Source organism: Streptomyces sp. NPDC032745, from assembly GCF_055579465.1.
Map to the genome: position 1 here is coordinate 307,075 of NZ_JBVING010000002.1, position 16,441 is coordinate 323,515.

A 16,441-nucleotide genomic window follows, 5' to 3' on the forward strand; every position below is an offset into this window, starting at 1 on the left:
TGGCCGGATCCAAGCCGTACGAAGGAGCACCCGCGATGGCCACCCCCACCCAGCCGAGTCGCCTGAGGGCATGGCTCCTGGAAGGCCAGACCGACCAGACGAAGCACCGGCCGGGCCATCTGCCGCAGGAGGCGCCGGGCGAGAGCGGAACGTCCGCGACCGCCGACCACGGGCGGCCGTGGTGGCGGGTGATGTGCCTGACGGGCCTCGACTACTTCTCGACCCTCGGCTACCAGCCGGGCATCGCGGCGCTCGCGGCCGGCCTGCTGTCGCCGCTGGCGACGATCGTGCTGGTGGTGCTGACGCTGCTGGGGGCGCTGCCGGTCTACCGGCGGGTCGCGGAGGAGAGCCCGCACGGCGAGGGGTCCATCGCAATGCTGGAGCGGCTGCTGTCGTTCTGGAAGGGCAAGCTGTTCGTCCTGACCCTGCTGGGCTTCGCGGCGACCGACTTCCTGATCACGATCACCCTGTCGGCGGCCGATGCGACCGCGCACCTGGTGGAGAACCCGCATCTGACCAGCACGCTCAACGGCCACCAGGTCCTGATCACCCTGATCATGATCGCCCTGCTCGGCGGTGTGTTCCTCAAGGGGTTCAGCGAGGCCATCGGGGTGGCCGTGGTCCTGGTCTTCTCGTACCTCGCGCTGAACGTCGTCGTCATCGGGAACGGCCTGTGGCAGGTCGTCAGCGAACCGCACGTCATCGGCGACTGGACGCAGGCACTGACCGCCGAGCACGGCAACCCGTTCATGATGATCGCCATCGCGCTCGTGGTCTTCCCCAAGCTGGCGCTCGGCCTGTCCGGGTTCGAGACCGGTGTCGCGGTCATGCCGCACGTCCAGGGCTCCCCGGAGGACACCGAGGAGAAGCCCGCGGGCCGGATCCGGGGCACGAAGAAGCTGCTGACCACGGCTGCCGTGATCATGAGCATCTTCCTCATCACCAGCAGCTTCGTCACCACGCTGCTGATCCCGCCCGCTGCGTTCCAGCCGGGCGGCGAGGCCAACGGGCGCGCCCTCGCGTACCTGGCCCACGAGAACCTGGGCTCCGCGTTCGGCACGGTCTACGACATCTCGACCATCCTCATCCTGTGGTTCGCGGGCGCCTCGGCCATGGCCGGTCTGCTGAACCTCATGCCGCGCTACCTGCCCCGCTACGGCATGGCCCCGCAGTGGGCCCGCGCCCTGCGGCCCATGGTCATCGTGTTCACCCTGGTCGCCTTCCTGGTGACCTGGCTCTTCGACGCCGACGTCGACGCGCAGGGCGGCGCGTACGCCACCGGTGTCCTCGTCCTGATCACCTCGGCGGCCGTCGCCGTGACCATCGCCGCCCGCCGGGCCGGGGAGCGCGGCTGGACGATCGCCTTCGGTGTGATCTCCGCGGTGTTCGTCTACACCACCGCGGTCAACGTCGCCGAGCGCCCCGACGGCGTGAAGATCGGCGCCTGCTTCATCGCCGGCATCATGGCCCTCTCCCTCCTGTCCCGTCTCGCCCGCGTCTTCGAGCTGCGCGTCACCCACGTGGAATTCGACGACATGGCCCAGCGGTTCATCCGCGACACCGCCAACCGCACGATCCGGTTCATCGCCAACGAGCCCGACAACCGGGACCTCGAGGAGTACCGGCAGAAGAAGGCGCAGATCCGCGCGGACAACGACATCCCGGCCGAGGACGACGTCATGTTCGTCGAGGTCACCGTCCTGGACGCGTCCGAGTTCGAATCCGGCATGCGCGTACGCGGCGAAGTCCTGCACGGCCGCTACCGCGTCCTGACCCTGGAGAGCTCCAGCATCCCCAACGCGCTCGCCGCGCTCCTTCTCCACGTACGCGACGAGACCGGCCAGCGCCCTCACATCTACTTCGAGTGGACCGAGGGCAACCCGATGGCCAACTTCTTCCGCTTCTTCCTCTTCGGCCAGGGCGAGGTGGCCCCCGTCACCCGTGAGGTCATCCGCGAGGCCGAACCCGACCGCAACCGCCGCCCCCACATCCACGCAGGCTGACACCGACCCCGGGAGCCGAGCAGCATCAGCAACCCGTCATGGTTCGCGGCTTCCGCATCAGGAACCCGTCAGCGGACCTACCCGGCCCCGCCCTCCCGGCGCTTGTATGGGCGGCGGCAGCAGACCGGATGAGGGGTGGGACGCAGTGCGGCACAGAGTCGTGGTCGGTGTGAGCGGGAGCTCCGGCAGCCTGACGGCCCTGCACCGGGCCGCCGGCGAGGCCCGGGTACGGGGTGCGGAGCTGTGGGTGGTCCTGGCCTGGCAGGGTCCGGGCGGGGACGTCGGGAGCCGCGGCCCGGCCGGCGCCGCGGTGCTGGCCGCCGCCCGGGCCGCGGCCGTGGAGCGGCTGCGGCTGGCCCTCGACACCGCGTTCGGCGCGGGCGGCCCGGGGGTGGTCCTCGAGGGCCACGCCGTACGGGCCACGGCCGGCGCGGCCCTCGTCGACGCGGTGGACGGCCCCGGGGACCTGCTCGTGGTGGGGACGGGGGCTCGCGGCGCGGTACGCCGCCTGCTGCGGCCCTCGGTGGCCCGCTACTGCCTGGCGCACGCACCCTGCCCCGTACTGACCGTGCCGCCGTCCCCGCTCCAGGCCGAACTCGACGCCGTCCACCGGCGCAACGTCTGGCGGCTGCCGCTGGACGCGCGCGAGCTCGCCGAATGAGCCGGACGAGCCGAACGAGCCGGACGAGAGATCCGGCGGCGCGCCCCGCCGCGGCTCCTATGCTTCGCGCAGTCGGTCACTACCCCCGCCAGGGCGCGAGCCCCCACTGCAGCGTGTGCTGAGCCCCCGGTTCGAGACGCACGCGGGCGGTGTCGCGGCGGAAGGCGTCGGGGCCGCAGCTCATCGGCTCCACGGCGACGCTCCGGCGCCGGTGCGGCTCGGGCAGGGTGTCGCCCGTGAACACCTGCACGAACTCCGCCCCTTCGCCGAGCCACAGATCGGTACCGTACGCGCCGTCCGGCTCGGCGAGGCGTACGACGGCACGCCCGTCCGCCTCCCGCCGCAGGTCCGTGAAGGCCGTGTCCAGCCGCTGCGGGCCGATGGGCCGCAGCGCGCCGAAGTCGTTGGGCGTCCCCGAGACCGGCTCGGACGCGACGGGCAGGCCGCGGTCGTCGGTGCGAAGCCAGGTCCGGGCGGGAACGGTGAGCAGCGTGTCGTCGACCGTGCGGGGGCCCACGGCGAGATACGGGTGCTGGCCGACTCCGTACGGTGCGGGGGTGTCGCCGACGTTCCGCGCGGTGATCGTGACCGTCATGCCGTGGCGGTCGAGTGCGTACTCCGCCCGCGCCACCAGGTGGAACGGGTAGCCGGGTTGCGGCCAGAGGGTGGTCGCCAGCACCACGCGGCTGTCCGCCTGCTCGACCGCCTGCCATGACGTCCAGCGCAGCAGACCGTGGATGGCATTGGCGTGTTCGATCTCGTTGACGGGCAGCTGCAGTTCCTGCCCCTGCCACCGGTAACGGCCGTCTCCGATCCGGTTGGGCCACGGCAGGAGGAGCTGTCCGCGTCCGCCCTCGATCGGGTCGTCGGCGTCGAAACCGTCGACGATCGGCCGCTCGGCGACGGCGTAGTCGCGCAGGGCGCCGCCCAACTCCACGACGACGGCGGTCTGCGGACCACAGGTCAGCCGGAACTGGGCACCCGTCCGATGCATGTTCGCCATCCTCGCCGGTGGTGGTGAGGGTTCGGGATCCCGCACACCGGGTGGTTCCATTCCATCACCGCCCGGATTGCGCCGCACCTCGGCCGGGCGTCCCCCGCGGTGGGCGCGCACGCGTCGGCCGGTCTCCCCCGCCGCCGTTGAGCCGTTCGGCTCGGGCAGAGCACTCCATCGGGGCAGCTGCAGTCGTGCCACCGGGCCTTTTCCGGGCCGCGGTGCTCTCGTTGTGGCGCGGACGCCGTGTCCCCGTCAGCACCCAGGGAGAGTGTCAGTGGAAGCCAGCAGCAGTGACCGTGGAACGCTGCTTGTTCCTCAGGTCCTCAAGGGGCAGAAGGCCCTGGTGACAGGGGCGAACTCCGGCATCGGCAAGGCCACCGCGATCGGCCTCGGTCGGGCGGGCGCCGACGTGGTCGTGAACTACGTCTCCGGGCAGGACGCCGCGGAAGAGGTGGTGCGGGAAATCGAGGGATTCGGAGTCCGCGCCTACGCGCACGAGGGTGACGTGTCGCAGGAGGACCAGGTCGTCGACATGGTGGCGCGGATGGTCGAGGAGTTCGGGACCATCGACGTCATGGTCGCGAACGCCGGCCTGCAGCGAGACGCCCCGGTCACGGACATGACCATGGCCCAGTGGAGCAAGGTACTGGACGTCAACCTCACCGGTCAGTTCCTGTGCGCCCGCGAGGCGGCCAAGGAATTCCTGCGCCGCGGCGTCGTGCCGGAGGTGTCCCGCTCCGCGGGGAAGATCATTTGCATGAGCTCGGTGCACCAGATCATCCCCTGGGCCGGGCACGTGAACTACGCCTCCTCCAAGGGCGGCGTACAGATGCTCATGACCACGCTCGCGCAGGAGCTCGCCCCGCACCGGATCCGGGTGAACGCCGTCGCTCCGGGTGCCATCCGCACGCCCATCAACCGCAGCGCCTGGGACACCCCCGAAGCCGAGGCGGACCTGCTGCGGCTCATCCCGTACCGCCGCGTCGGCGACCCCGAGGACATCGCGAACGCCGTGACCGTCCTTGCCTCCGACCTGCTCGACTACGTCGTGGGAACGACGATCTACGTGGACGGGGGCATGACCTTGTTTCCCGGGTTCGCCACCGGTGGCTGAGGCCCGCAGCCCGTCAGCCGTCCGGCACGAACTGCTAAGGCTCAGATGAACAGCGCGATCGCGATCATGGCGGACACCCCTCCGCAGCTGCTCCCTGCCCGCGAGCTCATGGCCTTCACCCTGGCCTCCCACATCCTGCTCGTGCCCTTCGGCGTGGCGCTGCCCGCCATCACCCTCCTGATGCACCACCGCGGGCTGCGCAAGGGCGACGCGGTCGCCCTGCTGCTCGCGCGGCGCTGGTCGGCGGTCATGGCCGTGCAGTTCGCCATCGGCATCGTCACCGGTACCGTGCTCTCCTTCGAGTTCGGCCTGCTGTGGCCGGGCCTGATGGGCAGGTGGGGCGATGTCTTCGGCCTCGGATTCGGGGTCGAGGCGTGGGCGTTCTTCCTCGAGGCGATCCTGATCGCCATCTACCTCTACGGCTGGCGCAGGCTGAAGCCGTGGACGCACTTCTGGCTGGGTGTGCCCCTGCCGCTGACGGCGCTCCTGGGGGCGTTCGGAATCATCGCCGCGAACTCCTGGATGAACACGCCGCGCGGCTTCTCGCTCGACGCGGACGGCAGCCCCGTGGACGTCGACGTCCGCAAGGCGATCTTCACGCCGATGTTCGGCCCCGAGTACTGGCACTTCGTGGCAGGTGTCGTCCTCACGGCGGGCTATGTCGTGGCCGGGGTGTACGCGGTCGGCTGGCTGCGCGGCCGGCGTGACCACTACCACCGGCTCGGCTTCACCCTGCCGTTCACCGTCGCCGCGATCCTCACCCCCGTGCAGTTCATGCTCGGGGACTCCATCGCCCGGTCCGTCTTCCACAAGCAGCCGATCAAGTTCGCCGCCATCGAGATCGTCTGGAAGACCGACACCCACGTACCCGAGTACATGTTCGGACGCCTGCATCCCGACGGGTCGGTCTCCGGCGGGATCAAGATCCCCCAACTGGACTCGATCCTCGCCGGTTTCAGCCCGGACACCCAGGTGACGGGCTTGTCCTCGGTCCCCGCGGGCGACCGCCCGACGGCGACCCAGGCGACGATCGCCCACTGGGCGTTCGACATCATGGTGACGATCGGAAGCCTGCTCGTCCTGCTCGCGCTCTGGTACGGCTGGTGCTGGCTGCGCCGCCGCGACCTGCCGCGCTCACCGTGGTTCTTCCGGTGCGCCGCGGTGGCCGGCGCGGCCTGCCTGGTGACGGTGGAATGCGGCTGGATCACCACCGAGGTGGGTCGCCAGCCCTGGATCGTCTACCAGAACATGCGGGTGTCCGAAGCCGTCACGGACACCCGGGCCTTCTCGTTGTGGGCGATGTTCGGAATCGTCGTCGTGGTCTACACGCTGATCTTCGGCACCTTCCTGGCCGTCCTGCTCAAGATGCGCACCCGTTGGCGGGCCGCCGATGAACAACTGGCCGACGCGCACGCCGCCGGCAGTCCGGAAGGCGACACCCCCTACGGGCCCCGCCGGACGACCGCCGCGGCCGCACCGGATCACGGCACTGCACGCGGTGACGGAGGAGGGCAATGATCCAGGACGTCGTGGCCTGGGTGCTGCTGGCCGCGGTGGCCGCCTACGCGTGTGCCGGCGGGACCGACTACGGAGCCGGGTTCTGGGATCTGTTCGCGGGCGGCGCCGAACGGGGCAAGCGGCCCCGGTGGCTGATCGACCACGCCATGGAGCCCGTCTGGGAGACGAACAACGTCTGGCTCATCTTCGTCCTGGTGATCATGTGGACGGGCTTTCCGGTCCTGTTCCAGACGATCTTCACGGCCATGTGGCTCCCCCTGGCGCTCGCGGCCGTCGGACTCGTCCTGCGCGGTGCGGGCTTCGCCCTCCGCAAGCCCATGACACGCCTCGCGCGCCGCAGGATCTACGGCGCCGCCTTCGCCGTGTCCTCCCTCCTGACACCCTTCTTCCTCGGAGCGGTGGTCGGCGGCCTGGCCACGGGCCGGGTCGCTCCGGGGACGGAGGCGTCCGCCGACGCCTGGGCCAACGGAACCTCCGTGCTCGCCGGGCTGCTCACCGTCGCCGCGACCGCCTTCCTGGGCTCGGTGTTCCTCACAGCCGACGCCCGCCGCTTCGACGCCCCCGACCTCGTCCGCTACTTCCGGCTGCGGGCCTGGTGCAGCCTCGGGGCCGTCGCGGTCCTGGCCGTCATCGGCCTCGCCGTCACCCACCACGACGCGCGCTACGTCTACGAGGGCCTCACCAGCGGCATCGGCCTGGCCCTCGTCCTGGTGGCCGTCGTCAGCGCCGTGGCCACCGCCGGACTGCTGTACCGCACGGCCACGGGCTGGGCGAGGATCACGGCGGTCGGCAGCGTCGCCCTGGTCGTGGTCGCCTGGGGGCTGGCCCAGCGGCCGTACCTCATCCCCACCTCGCTGACCGTGGACCAGGCGGCCGGGGCGCCGACGACACTGCGCTGGCTGCTCCTGGTCACGGTCATCGCGATGGTGCTCGTCGGGCCGCCGCTGGTCCTGCTCTACCGGCTGGACACCAGCGGCGCCCTGCAGCCTCTCGCCGAGAACGACCTGCGGCGCACGGCCGCGAACCGGGATCCGGGCAGCGCCCCGCCGTCCTGACCGTTCCCGGCGGACGGATGCGGTCGTCAGTACTGATGCGGCAAGGGGGCGATTCATGACCTGGCCCGGTCACGAACCGGTGATCGTGGTGGTGCTGGGCGTGTCGGGCGCCGGGAAGAGCGCCGTCGGCCGGGCCTTGGCCGACGCACTCGCGGTGCCGTTCCTGGAGGGCGACGACCTTCACCCCGCCTCGAACATCGCCAAGATGGCCGCCGGCCACTCCCTGGACGACGCGGACCGCGCCCCGTGGCTGCGTGCGCTCGCGGACCGGATACGGCAGTCCTCCCGGTCGGGCCGGCCGCTGGTCGTCGCCTGCTCGGCCCTCAAGCGCGCGTACCGCGACGAACTCCGCGGGGCCGCCCCGGGCGTCTGGTGCGTGTACCTGGCGGTGGACCGCGACACCGCCCGGAGCCGGGTCTCCCGGCGGACGGGCCACTTCATGCCGCTGCGCCTGGTCGACTCGCAGTTCGAGACGCTGGAACCGCTGGAACCGGACGAGCCCGGGGCGACCGTCGACGCCACCGCAGACCCCGAGGTCACCATGGCCCGGACGCGTCGCGCCGTCGCGGGCTTCGGCAGGGGGCCGGCCCGCTGAGGGATCAACCGCCCAGGAGTACGGCGATGTCCCCGGACCGCGGCACCGGACCGCCGGTACGGGTGACGGGCAGCAGCGTGCCGTCCGCACGCACCAGGAACAGCAGATGGTGTCCGGCCGGGACGGGTCCGTGGAGGCGGCGCGTGACGAGGCGGGCGCCCTGGTCGTAGCGGCGCGCGAGCTCCGCTCCGGTCAGCGCGGGGTCGAAGAGCACTTGGCCGCCGGTGTACGGGGCGACGACGCCCTGGGTGTCGGTCGCCGGCCCCAGGCGGTACACCGAGCCCTCGACGCTGCCCTGGAGGTTCATGGAGGCCAGGGCGTTGAAGTCGCTCTCGTCGGTGAGGAGCAGGACTCCGGTGAGGCCCTCCAGCTCGGCGCCCGAGCCGGTGGCCGCGGCGAACAGTTCCCCGGGGGCGAGTTCGAGCCCGGCGGCCCTGATCCGGTCCCGCTGCGCATCGTGCCCCGCCCACATGACGACCTCCAGCCCGGCCGACCGCAGGGCCAGTCCCAGATCGACCACCCAGGGATCACCGCCCACGAGCAGCGGCCGGGAGCGCGACGGGCGCACGACGCCCAGCCGTTTCGCGACCGGCACGGCGGTGAGCCCGTAGACCATGACGGTCGCCACGATCACCACGAACGTGGCGGGAAGGATCTTCGAGGCGCCGCCCACTCCCTCGTCGGCCAGCGTGGCCGAGAACGTCGAGGCGGTGGACGCGGCCACGATGCCGCGCGGCGCCATCCATCCCAGGAACCCCCGCTCCCCGCGCGTCAGATCCGTACCGAGCGACGCGACGGCCGCCACGAGCGGCCGGGTCACCAGGACGAGGACCGCGACGAGAGCCAGCGTCGGCAGCACCACATGGCGCAGCGATTGGGGACTGACGGTGGCCGAGATGGAGATGAACAGGAGGCCGATGACCAGGTGCACCAGGGTCTCGAAGAAGGGGTTGCGGGCGCCCGTGTCGGAGCCGGGCAGGTTCGCCACCGCCAGCCCCATCAGAACGGCGGCGATCAGCCCCGTGTCGTCCCGGATCACATTGCAGGCCGCCGCGACACCGATCACCGCGGCCAGCTGGACCGTGGTGCCCAGCACCGCCCCCGGCCGCAGCCTGCGCAGCAGCTTGAGCACCACGGTCCCCACGATGCCGCCGGCCACGCCCACCGCGACACTGGTGGTGAACTGCACCACCTTGCTGCCGAAGCCGCTGCTGTTCCCGGCCAGCACGCCGTGGAAGACGAGGGCCCCCAGGATGGCTCCCACCGGGTCGATGAGCGTGCCCTCCCAGATGAGGACGTGCTGCAGCCGTTCCGTGGGACGTACGAAGTTGAGCAGCGGTCCGACGACCGTGGGGCCGGACACGATCAGGATGGCCCCGAGCATCACGGCCGCACCGCCCGACATCCCCAGCAGAACGGCCGCGAGCAGCGCCGCCGATCCCGCGGTGAGCAGCCCGCCGAGCCAGATCAGCCGCACCACGACCCGGCGGGTGTGCGCCCTGAACCGCTTCAGGTCCAGGCCGAGCCCGGCGTCGTAGAGGATCACCGCGACGGCCAGCGAGACCAGCGGGGAGAAGGCGGCTCCGAGCAGCTTCTCGGGGTTCACGTCGTCGGTCAGCGCGCCGGCGGTGAATCCGACCGGCAGCAGGACGATCAACGCGGGGATGCGCAGCCGGCTTGCCAGCAGCTGGGAGCCCACGGCCAGGACGACGATCAGTCCGAGGCCCGTGAACACCTGGTCCTGCGACAGGGCGGCGGCTGCGTTCACGGCCCGGCCCGCCGGTTCCGGTGCGCGCTGACACGCTGCCACATCGCCCGCTGGACCTTGAGCGTCCCGGTTCCGACCAGGATCAGTACGACGATGTTGAGCAGCAGTTGGAGCAGGGATCCCCAGGCCTCGTCCCAGCTGGCGAACGCGCACGAGACCCCGATGTCGGCTGCCGCCGGAATGGTGGTGACCGAGATGAAGACGCCGAGCAGTGCGCTGGTGCGGGCTTCGGCGAGCGAGACGATGCCCACGATCCCCGCGAGTACGGCCACGACGACCGAGAAGAAGTTGGGGGTGTTGATCAGGTTCGACACCGGCCTGATCCCGAGGTCGAAGGCTTCCGGCTGGAGGGCGAAGCCGCGGACGAGCAGGCCGAACAGGAAGGTGGCGGCCACGGCCAGCGCAAAGCCCACGAGCAGCGCCACGAGGCCCTGCCGGATGGGCGGCCGGGAACCGTGGTCGATGCCCAGGGCGACGCTGGTGACGGCTGCGTACTCCGGACCGACCACCATGGCCGCGACGATGAGGATCTGCGAGTTGGTGATGATGCCGACCGCACCGATGACACCGGCGATGACCATGAAGAGGTAGAAGCTCGGGGGGTACCGTCCCGCGGCCCGGATCCGGGCCTCCACCTGCTCCCATACCGGCACGCGCAGCCGGGACCCGAGCACCGCGGCCCCCGCTCTGGCCGCGTGATCGGAAAAGGCCGTGTCGATCGGGTCGAGGACGATGGACCCCCGGCGTTCGAGTCCGAGGTCCCGCAGCCCGCGCAGTACCTCGTTCGCGACTCCGGTGAGGACATCGCACACGATGGCGTCTCCGTCGGGGTTCCGTACGCTGTCGGGCTGCAGGGAGAGGTTGAGGACGCACGGCTGGGCGCTCAGCAGGGTCATGACACGACCCGTGAGGTCCGGCGGGCTCACGACCCGGACGTGCAGCATGTCCAAGCGAATCTCCGCGTGTGAGGGGGAGGAGCACGGGTGCGTCGGGCCCGGACAGGCCGCTCGTCCATTAACGCGGCGGCCGGGGGGCTCGGCAAATCGGATGCGGCCGGGCGACCGTCTCAGCGCGCGCCGGCAGCGGGTGTGCCGGATGGTGAGGACATGGGTACGCCCGACGGGATGAGCGAGGCCGGCTTCCGGTCGCTCTATCGTGAACTGCGCAGGACGGCACCCGGTGGTGCCGCACCCCTGGGAGCTCTGGGCACCCTCACCCCCGCACAGACGCTGGCAGCCGTCCACGAAGTCCGCTCCGGCCGCACGGTCTCGCTCGCCGCACCCGTGAACACCCGCCCGGGTCCGGACAACGCCGAACCTGCGGAGCACCGGCTCACCGCGCCCGTCGGCGGCGTCCCGGACCCGGGCGGCCTGCAGTTCGCCCGGGACCGCATCGCCATGAACATCCACGGCGACGTCGACAGCCACATCGACGCGCTCTGCCACGTCATCTACGGGGGCACCCTGCACGGCGGCGTTCCTGCGGCGGACGTACTCTCCCCGGACGGAGCCGGGGCCCTGTCCATCGACCTGGCCCGCGACGGCATCGTGGGCCGGGGAGTGCTCCTGGACATCCCGCGCCTGCACGGCACCCGCTGGCTGGAGCCGGGATCGCACGTGACCGCCGAGGACCTTGCCGCCGCCGAGGCGCGGCAGGGGCTGCGGGTCGGCAGGGGCGACATCCTCCTCGTACGCGTCGGGCACCGGCGAAGGCGTGAGGAGCTCGGCGCCTGGGACTCGGCCGGTGCGCGGGCCGGACTCCACCCGACCGCCCTGCGCTTTCTGGCCGACCGTCAGGTGGCCGTACTCGGCAGTGACGGCAACAACGACACGGCGCCCAGTGCCGCGCAGGGCGTCGCGTTCCCGGTGCACGTACTCGCCATCCACGCCATGGGGCTGCACCTGCTCGACTACCTGCAGTTCGAGGAACTGGCCCCCCTCTGCGAACGGGAGGACCGCTGGTCGTTCCTTTGCGTGATCGCACCACTACGGCTGCCCGCGGCGACCGGTTCTCCCGTCAATCCCATCGCGATCCTGTGACCGGCCGGGCATCCCGGCGTTCCGGCCGGCCCGAGTCGCTGGGCATCCCCGCCGGAGCTACGTTGTAGATGCGATACGGACCCCGACTCACCCGACAGGAGCAGTCATGCTCCGGGGAGGTGGCCCGCATGACCGAGGCGCGGGAGTACGACGTCATCATCATCGGCACGGGGGCCGGCGGCGGCACACTCGCCCACCGCCTGGCGCCCACAGGCAAGCGGATCCTCCTCCTCGAGCGCGGCGACTACCTGCCACGTGAACGGGACAACTGGGACTCGACCCAGGTCTTCGTCAAAGGGAAGTACCGCGCACCGGAGTTTTGGTACGACAAGCACGGAGACCGGTTCCCGCCCGAGGTGAACTACTACGTCGGCGGGAACACCAAGTTCTACGGCGCCGCGCTCTTCCGGATGCGCCCCGAGGACTTCGGCGAAATCCGCCACCATGACGGCGTCTCTCCCGCCTGGCCGCTGGACTACGGCGACCTGGAGCCGTACTACACGCAGGCCGAGCACCTCTACCTCGTCCACGGCCGGCACGGCGAGGACCCCACCGAGGGGCCGGCCAGCGCCCAGTACGCGTACGGGCCCGTGCAACACGAGCCGCGCATCCAGCAGTTGAGCGACGATCTGGAGAAGCAGGGCCTGCACCCCTTCCACCTCCCGATCGGGGTGAACCTCGTCCAGGACGACCGGGGGCGGGCAGCGCACGGCAGCCCCTGCATCCGCTGCGACCGCGTCGACGGCTTCCCCTGCCTGGTCGGCGCGAAGTCGGACGCCCAGGTCATCTGCGTGGACCCGGCCCTGGAACACGCCAACGTCGAGCTGATCACGCACGCCGACGTGCGCCGGCTCGAGACGGACGCCACCGGGCGGAGTGTCACCTCGGTCGTCGCGGAACTGGAGGACGGAACCGTCCGGTTCGCCGCCGGTATCGTGGTGGTGGCCTGCGGGGCCGTCAACTCCTCCGTCCTGTTGCTGCGTTCGGCCGACGACAGGCACCCTCAGGGCCTGGCCAACAGCTCGGACGTGGTCGGCCGGCACTACATGCGGCACAACAACCTGGCCCTGATGGCGGTGTCCAAGGAGCCGAACGACACCAAGTTCCAGAAGACGCTGGCACTGCACGACTGGTACCTGGGCAGCGACGACTGGGACTACCCTCTCGGCGGCATCCAGATGCTCGGCAAGTCCGACGCCGAGCAGATCCACGGCGAGGCACCCCGCTGGGCCGGTGCCGTCACCCCGGACATGCCTTTCGAGGTGCTCGCCCACCACGCGGTCGACTTCTGGCTGTGCGGCGAGGACCTGCCGGCCCCCGGCAACCGCGTCACCCTCGACACGGACGGCGGGATCCACCTCGCCCTCGACGAGAAGAACAACATCGCCGGGCTGAAGCGGCTGCGGCACAAACTGCAGGGCATGCTCGGCCACCTGGGCATGCACGAACACCATCTGCTCTCGCACAGCATCTACCTGCACAAGGGCATGCCCATCGGCGCCACGGCGCATCAGGCCGGCACCGTCCGCTTCGGCCGCGACCCGCAGACTTCCGCGCTCGACGTGAACTGCAAGGCCCACGACCTCGACAACCTCTACGTCGTCGACACGAGCTTCTTCCCGAGCATCGGCGCGGTCAATCCCTCGCTGACGGCCATCGCCAACGCCCTGCGCGTCGGAGACCACCTCGCGGAGCGACTGCAGTGACCGGGACCCGGGCGGACCACCGCTGAGGCTTCCCGAGGAGGAGAATCATGGAACGCTACCCGCCCATCGCCGACCACGGACTCGTGGGGGACCTGCAGACCACAGCTCTGGTGTCGTCCAGGGGAGTGGTCGACTGGTTCGCGGCGCCACGGTTCGACTCCCCCAGCATCTTCGCGGCGCTGCTCGACCACGACAAGGGCGGACACTTCCTGCTCGCGCCGGAACACGACGAAGGGACGTGGAGACAGCTCTACTACCCGGACACCGCGATCGTGGTGACCCGGTTCATGTCCCCCGACGGGGTCGGCGAGACCGTCGACTACATGCCGGTCCTCCAGGGCCGCACCGCAACCGACCGGCACACCCTGGTGCGTGTGATCCGCGCGGTGCGCGGCACGGTGCGCTTCTCCCTCGAATGCCGGCCCCGCTTCGACTACGCGCGGGCACCCCACCAACTCGACCTGGCAGAGCGCACGGCGACCTTCCGGGCACCGGGGGCCTCGGCGTTCCTGCAGGCCACGTTCCCGCTCGAACGCGACGGTCAGGACGTCCGGGCCTCCATCACGCTCAACGCGGGTGAGGCGGAGGCAGCGGTGTTCACCACCGGCGGGGAGGGCAGCGCCGCGCCGCCGCCGCCGGAGCGCGAGAGGATCACCGAGGAGCTCTGGGAACAGGTCGACTACTGGCAGAAGTGGGTGCGCACGTCGCGCTACCACGGCCGCTGGGCGGAGATGGTGTACCGCTCGGCCATCACGCTCAAGCTGCTCACGTACGCTCCCTCCGGCGCGCCGGTCGCCGCCGCGACCATGGGTCTTCCCGAGCAGGTCGGCGGCGAGCGCAACTGGGACTACCGCTACACCTGGGTACGGGACGGCTCCCTGTCGGTACGGGCCCTGCTCGACCTCGGCTTCGTTGAGGAGGCGACCGCCTTCACCCACTGGCTGGGTGACCGCCTGCGCGCCCACGAGGGCCGGGACGGCGAGCCCCTCCAGATCATGTACCGGGTCGACGGTGACCCCAACCTGACCGAGGAGGTCCTCGAGCACTTCGAGGGCTACCGGGGCTCGTACCCCGTACGGGCCGGGAACGCGGCCATGGACCAGTTGCAGCTCGACATCTACGGCGAGGCGCTGTACGCCTTGTCCGAGGCCAAGGAGGTCGTCGTACAGGCCGACTACCAGGGATGGAAGGCCCTGTCGCGGGCCCTGGACTGGCTCGCCGACTCCTGGGACCGGCCCGACGAGGGCATCTGGGAGACCCGGGGAGGCCGCCAGGACTTCACCTACAGCCGCGTGATGTGCTGGGCCGCCTTCGACCGCGGGCTCAAGCTCGCCACCGAGTTCAGCCGCCCGGCCAACACCGCCCTGTGGACCAAGGCCCGCGACGACGTCCTCGAACAGGTCATGGAGCGCGGCTGGAGCGACAAGGAGCATTCCCTGATCCAGCACTACGGCAGCCACGTCCTCGACGCCTCGCTGCTGCTGGTCCCCCGGGTCGGACTCCTCGCGCCGAAGAGCCCGAGCTGGCTGTCCACCCTCGACGCCATGGACCGTGTCCTGGTGTCCGACAGCCTCGTCTACCGGTACGACCCCCAGGCCTCCCCCGACGGACTGCGCGGTTCGGAGGGGACGTTCAGCCTCTGTACGTTCCTCTACGTGGACGCCCTCGCCCGCGCGGGACGGCTGCCGCAGGCCCGCTACACCTTCGAGAAGATGCACACGTACGCCAACCACGTCGGTCTGTTCGCCGAGGAGATCGGCCCCAGCGGCGAGCAACTCGGCAACTTCCCGCAGGCCTTCACCCACCTGTCGCTCATCATGGCCGCGACCACTCTGAACGAGGCGCTCGACGCCATCCGGCGCTGAACCCGCAGCCGTTCCCGCCGGCACGGCGGCCTGGTCCCGGGCAACCGGCTGCTCTACCGTCGCCATCGGGCCCACTGCCCGGAGGCTCACCGGTCGACCCGCTCAGGAGACACACATGCGGATGCTGATCAACAGTCCCGAGACCGTCGTCGCCGATGCGCTGCGGGGGATGGCGGCCGCGCATCCCGAGCTGGACGTCGACGTCGAACGGCGGGTCGTCGTACGGCGGGACGCGCGGGGCGGCGGCAGGGTCGGGGTGGTGTCCGGGGGCGGGTCCGGGCACGAGCCGCTGCATGCCGGGTTCGTGGGGTACGGGATGCTGTCGGCCGCGTGCCCCGGGGAGGTGTTCACCTCGCCGGTGCCCGACCAGATGCTGCGGGCGGCCTCGGCCACTGACTCCGGGCAGGGGGTGCTGTTCGTCGTCAAGAACTACACCGGCGACGTGCTGAACTTCGAGATGGCCGCCGAACTCGCCGAGGAGGACGGCCTGCGGGTCGAGCGGGTACTCGTGAACGACGACGTGGCCGTCACCGACAGCCTGTACACGGCGGGGCGGCGCGGCACCGGGGCGACGCTGTTCGTCGAGAAGATCGCCGGCGCCGCCGCCGAGGAGGGCGCCCCGCTGGAGCGGGTCGCGGCGCTCGCGCGGCAGGTGAACGCGTCCTCCCGCAGTTTCGGGGTGGCGCTCAGCGCGTGCACGACCCCGGCGAAGGGCAGTCCGACGTTCGACCTGCCCGACGGGGAGCTGGAGTTGGGCATCGGCATCCACGGCGAGCCAGGCCGTGAGCGGCGGGCCATGATGCCGGCGCGGGAGATCGCGGAGATCGCGGTGGGCGCCGCGCTGGAGGAGCTGGCGGGGGTCGGTCCGGCGGACGGGCCGGTGCTGGCGCTGGTCAACGGCATGGGGGCGACACCGCTGCTGGAGCTGTACGGATTCCACGCGGAAGTGGCCCGGGTGCTGGCGGAGCGCAGGGTGCCGGTGGCACGGACTCTGGTCGGTAACTACGTCACCTCCCTGGACATGGCGGGGTGTTCGGTGACGTTCTGTCGCGTGGACGAGGAACTGCTGCGGCTGTGGGACGCGCCGGTGCGGACCGCGGCGCTGCGGTGGGGCTGCTGA

13 protein-coding genes are annotated in these 16,441 nt (G+C 71.1%); 10 read left to right on the top strand and 3 right to left on the bottom strand.

Annotated features, from left to right (window positions below; all coding sequences use genetic code 11):
* Positions 1–35 precede the first annotated feature (35 nt).
* Positions 36–2,003, top strand: coding sequence for an APC family permease (locus ACZ5WG_RS05725; RefSeq protein WP_468720910.1), 1,968 nt, complete (start codon positions 36–38; stop codon positions 2,001–2,003).
* Between the two features lie 145 nt (positions 2,004–2,148).
* A complete protein-coding gene (locus ACZ5WG_RS05730) occupies positions 2,149–2,664 on the top strand; it encodes a universal stress protein (RefSeq protein WP_468720911.1) in 516 nt (171 codons plus the stop codon).
* 79 nt (positions 2,665–2,743) lie between these two features.
* Here ACZ5WG_RS05730 and ACZ5WG_RS05735 read toward each other — a convergent pair whose 3' ends face one another.
* Positions 2,744–3,658: an aldose 1-epimerase family protein gene (locus ACZ5WG_RS05735; protein ID WP_468720912.1), complete on the bottom strand. Its 915-nt coding sequence runs from the start codon at positions 3,656–3,658 to the stop codon at positions 2,744–2,746.
* A 277-nt stretch (positions 3,659–3,935) separates the two neighbouring features.
* Here ACZ5WG_RS05735 and ACZ5WG_RS05740 point away from each other — a divergent pair, with 277 nt between their 5' ends.
* The 4 genes from ACZ5WG_RS05740 to ACZ5WG_RS05755 are packed head-to-tail and all read left to right on the top strand — an operon-like array spanning position 3,936 to position 7,943.
* On the top strand, positions 3,936–4,775 hold the full coding sequence (locus tag ACZ5WG_RS05740) for an SDR family oxidoreductase (protein WP_468720913.1): 840 nt from the start codon (positions 3,936–3,938) through the stop codon (positions 4,773–4,775).
* A gap of 45 nt (positions 4,776–4,820) precedes the next feature.
* Positions 4,821–6,293 (top strand): cytochrome ubiquinol oxidase subunit I, encoded by a 1,473-nt coding sequence (locus ACZ5WG_RS05745; protein ID WP_468720915.1) that lies wholly within the window; start codon positions 4,821–4,823, stop codon positions 6,291–6,293.
* Entirely contained in the window at positions 6,290–7,348 is a 1,059-nt protein-coding gene (locus tag ACZ5WG_RS05750; protein ID WP_468720917.1) for a cytochrome d ubiquinol oxidase subunit II, read from the top strand. Before ACZ5WG_RS05745 ends, ACZ5WG_RS05750 begins: the two co-directional genes overlap by 4 nt.
* Before the next feature lie 55 nt (positions 7,349–7,403).
* The gene (locus ACZ5WG_RS05755) at positions 7,404–7,943 is read left to right on the top strand and encodes a gluconokinase (protein WP_468720918.1); all 540 of its coding nucleotides are present in this window, start codon (positions 7,404–7,406) and stop codon (positions 7,941–7,943) included.
* A gap of 4 nt (positions 7,944–7,947) precedes the next feature.
* On the opposite strand, the gene ACZ5WG_RS05760 is transcribed toward ACZ5WG_RS05755, so the two are convergent.
* Both ACZ5WG_RS05760 and ACZ5WG_RS05765 read right to left on the bottom strand, forming a co-directional pair.
* Positions 7,948–9,693, bottom strand: a complete 1,746-nt coding sequence (locus ACZ5WG_RS05760; RefSeq protein ID WP_468721450.1) for a cation:proton antiporter — start codon at positions 9,691–9,693, stop codon at positions 7,948–7,950.
* 14 nt (positions 9,694–9,707) lie between these two features.
* A complete protein-coding gene (locus ACZ5WG_RS05765) occupies positions 9,708–10,661 on the bottom strand; it encodes a DUF389 domain-containing protein (RefSeq protein ID WP_468720919.1) in 954 nt (317 codons plus the stop codon).
* A gap of 156 nt (positions 10,662–10,817) precedes the next feature.
* Here ACZ5WG_RS05765 and ACZ5WG_RS05770 point away from each other — a divergent pair, with 156 nt between their 5' ends.
* The 4 genes from ACZ5WG_RS05770 (at position 10,818) to dhaK (ending at position 16,441) form a co-directional block, all read left to right on the top strand.
* Entirely contained in the window at positions 10,818–11,750 is a 933-nt protein-coding gene (locus ACZ5WG_RS05770; protein WP_468720920.1) for a cyclase family protein, read from the top strand.
* 128 nt (positions 11,751–11,878) lie between these two features.
* The gene (locus ACZ5WG_RS05775; protein ID WP_468720922.1) at positions 11,879–13,456 is read left to right on the top strand and encodes a GMC oxidoreductase; all 1,578 of its coding nucleotides are present in this window, start codon (positions 11,879–11,881) and stop codon (positions 13,454–13,456) included.
* A gap of 47 nt (positions 13,457–13,503) precedes the next feature.
* Positions 13,504–15,321 carry a glycoside hydrolase family 15 protein gene (locus ACZ5WG_RS05780; RefSeq protein WP_468720923.1) on the top strand — a complete coding sequence of 606 codons (1,818 nt, stop codon included), beginning with the start codon at positions 13,504–13,506 and terminating at the stop codon, positions 15,319–15,321.
* Between the two features lie 115 nt (positions 15,322–15,436).
* Complete coding sequence (dhaK, locus tag ACZ5WG_RS05785; protein ID WP_468720925.1) at positions 15,437–16,441, top strand: dihydroxyacetone kinase subunit DhaK; 1,005 nt, start codon at positions 15,437–15,439, stop codon at positions 16,439–16,441.

Coding starts and splice junctions, on each gene's coding strand:
- ACZ5WG_RS05725 (WP_468720910.1), top strand. CDS start 36: ATGGCCACCCCCACCCAGCCGAGTCGCCTGAGGGCATGGCTCCTGGAA.
- ACZ5WG_RS05735 (WP_468720912.1), bottom strand. CDS start 3,658: ATGCATCGGACGGGTGCCCAGTTCCGGCTGACCTGTGGTCCGCAGACC.
- ACZ5WG_RS05745 (WP_468720915.1), top strand. CDS start 4,821: ATGAACAGCGCGATCGCGATCATGGCGGACACCCCTCCGCAGCTGCTC.
- ACZ5WG_RS05750 (WP_468720917.1), top strand. CDS start 6,290: ATGATCCAGGACGTCGTGGCCTGGGTGCTGCTGGCCGCGGTGGCCGCC.
- ACZ5WG_RS05755 (WP_468720918.1), top strand. CDS start 7,404: ATGACCTGGCCCGGTCACGAACCGGTGATCGTGGTGGTGCTGGGCGTG.
- ACZ5WG_RS05770 (WP_468720920.1), top strand. CDS start 10,818: ATGGGTACGCCCGACGGGATGAGCGAGGCCGGCTTCCGGTCGCTCTAT.
- ACZ5WG_RS05775 (WP_468720922.1), top strand. CDS start 11,879: ATGACCGAGGCGCGGGAGTACGACGTCATCATCATCGGCACGGGGGCC.
- ACZ5WG_RS05780 (WP_468720923.1), top strand. CDS start 13,504: ATGGAACGCTACCCGCCCATCGCCGACCACGGACTCGTGGGGGACCTG.
- dhaK (WP_468720925.1), top strand. CDS start 15,437: ATGCGGATGCTGATCAACAGTCCCGAGACCGTCGTCGCCGATGCGCTG.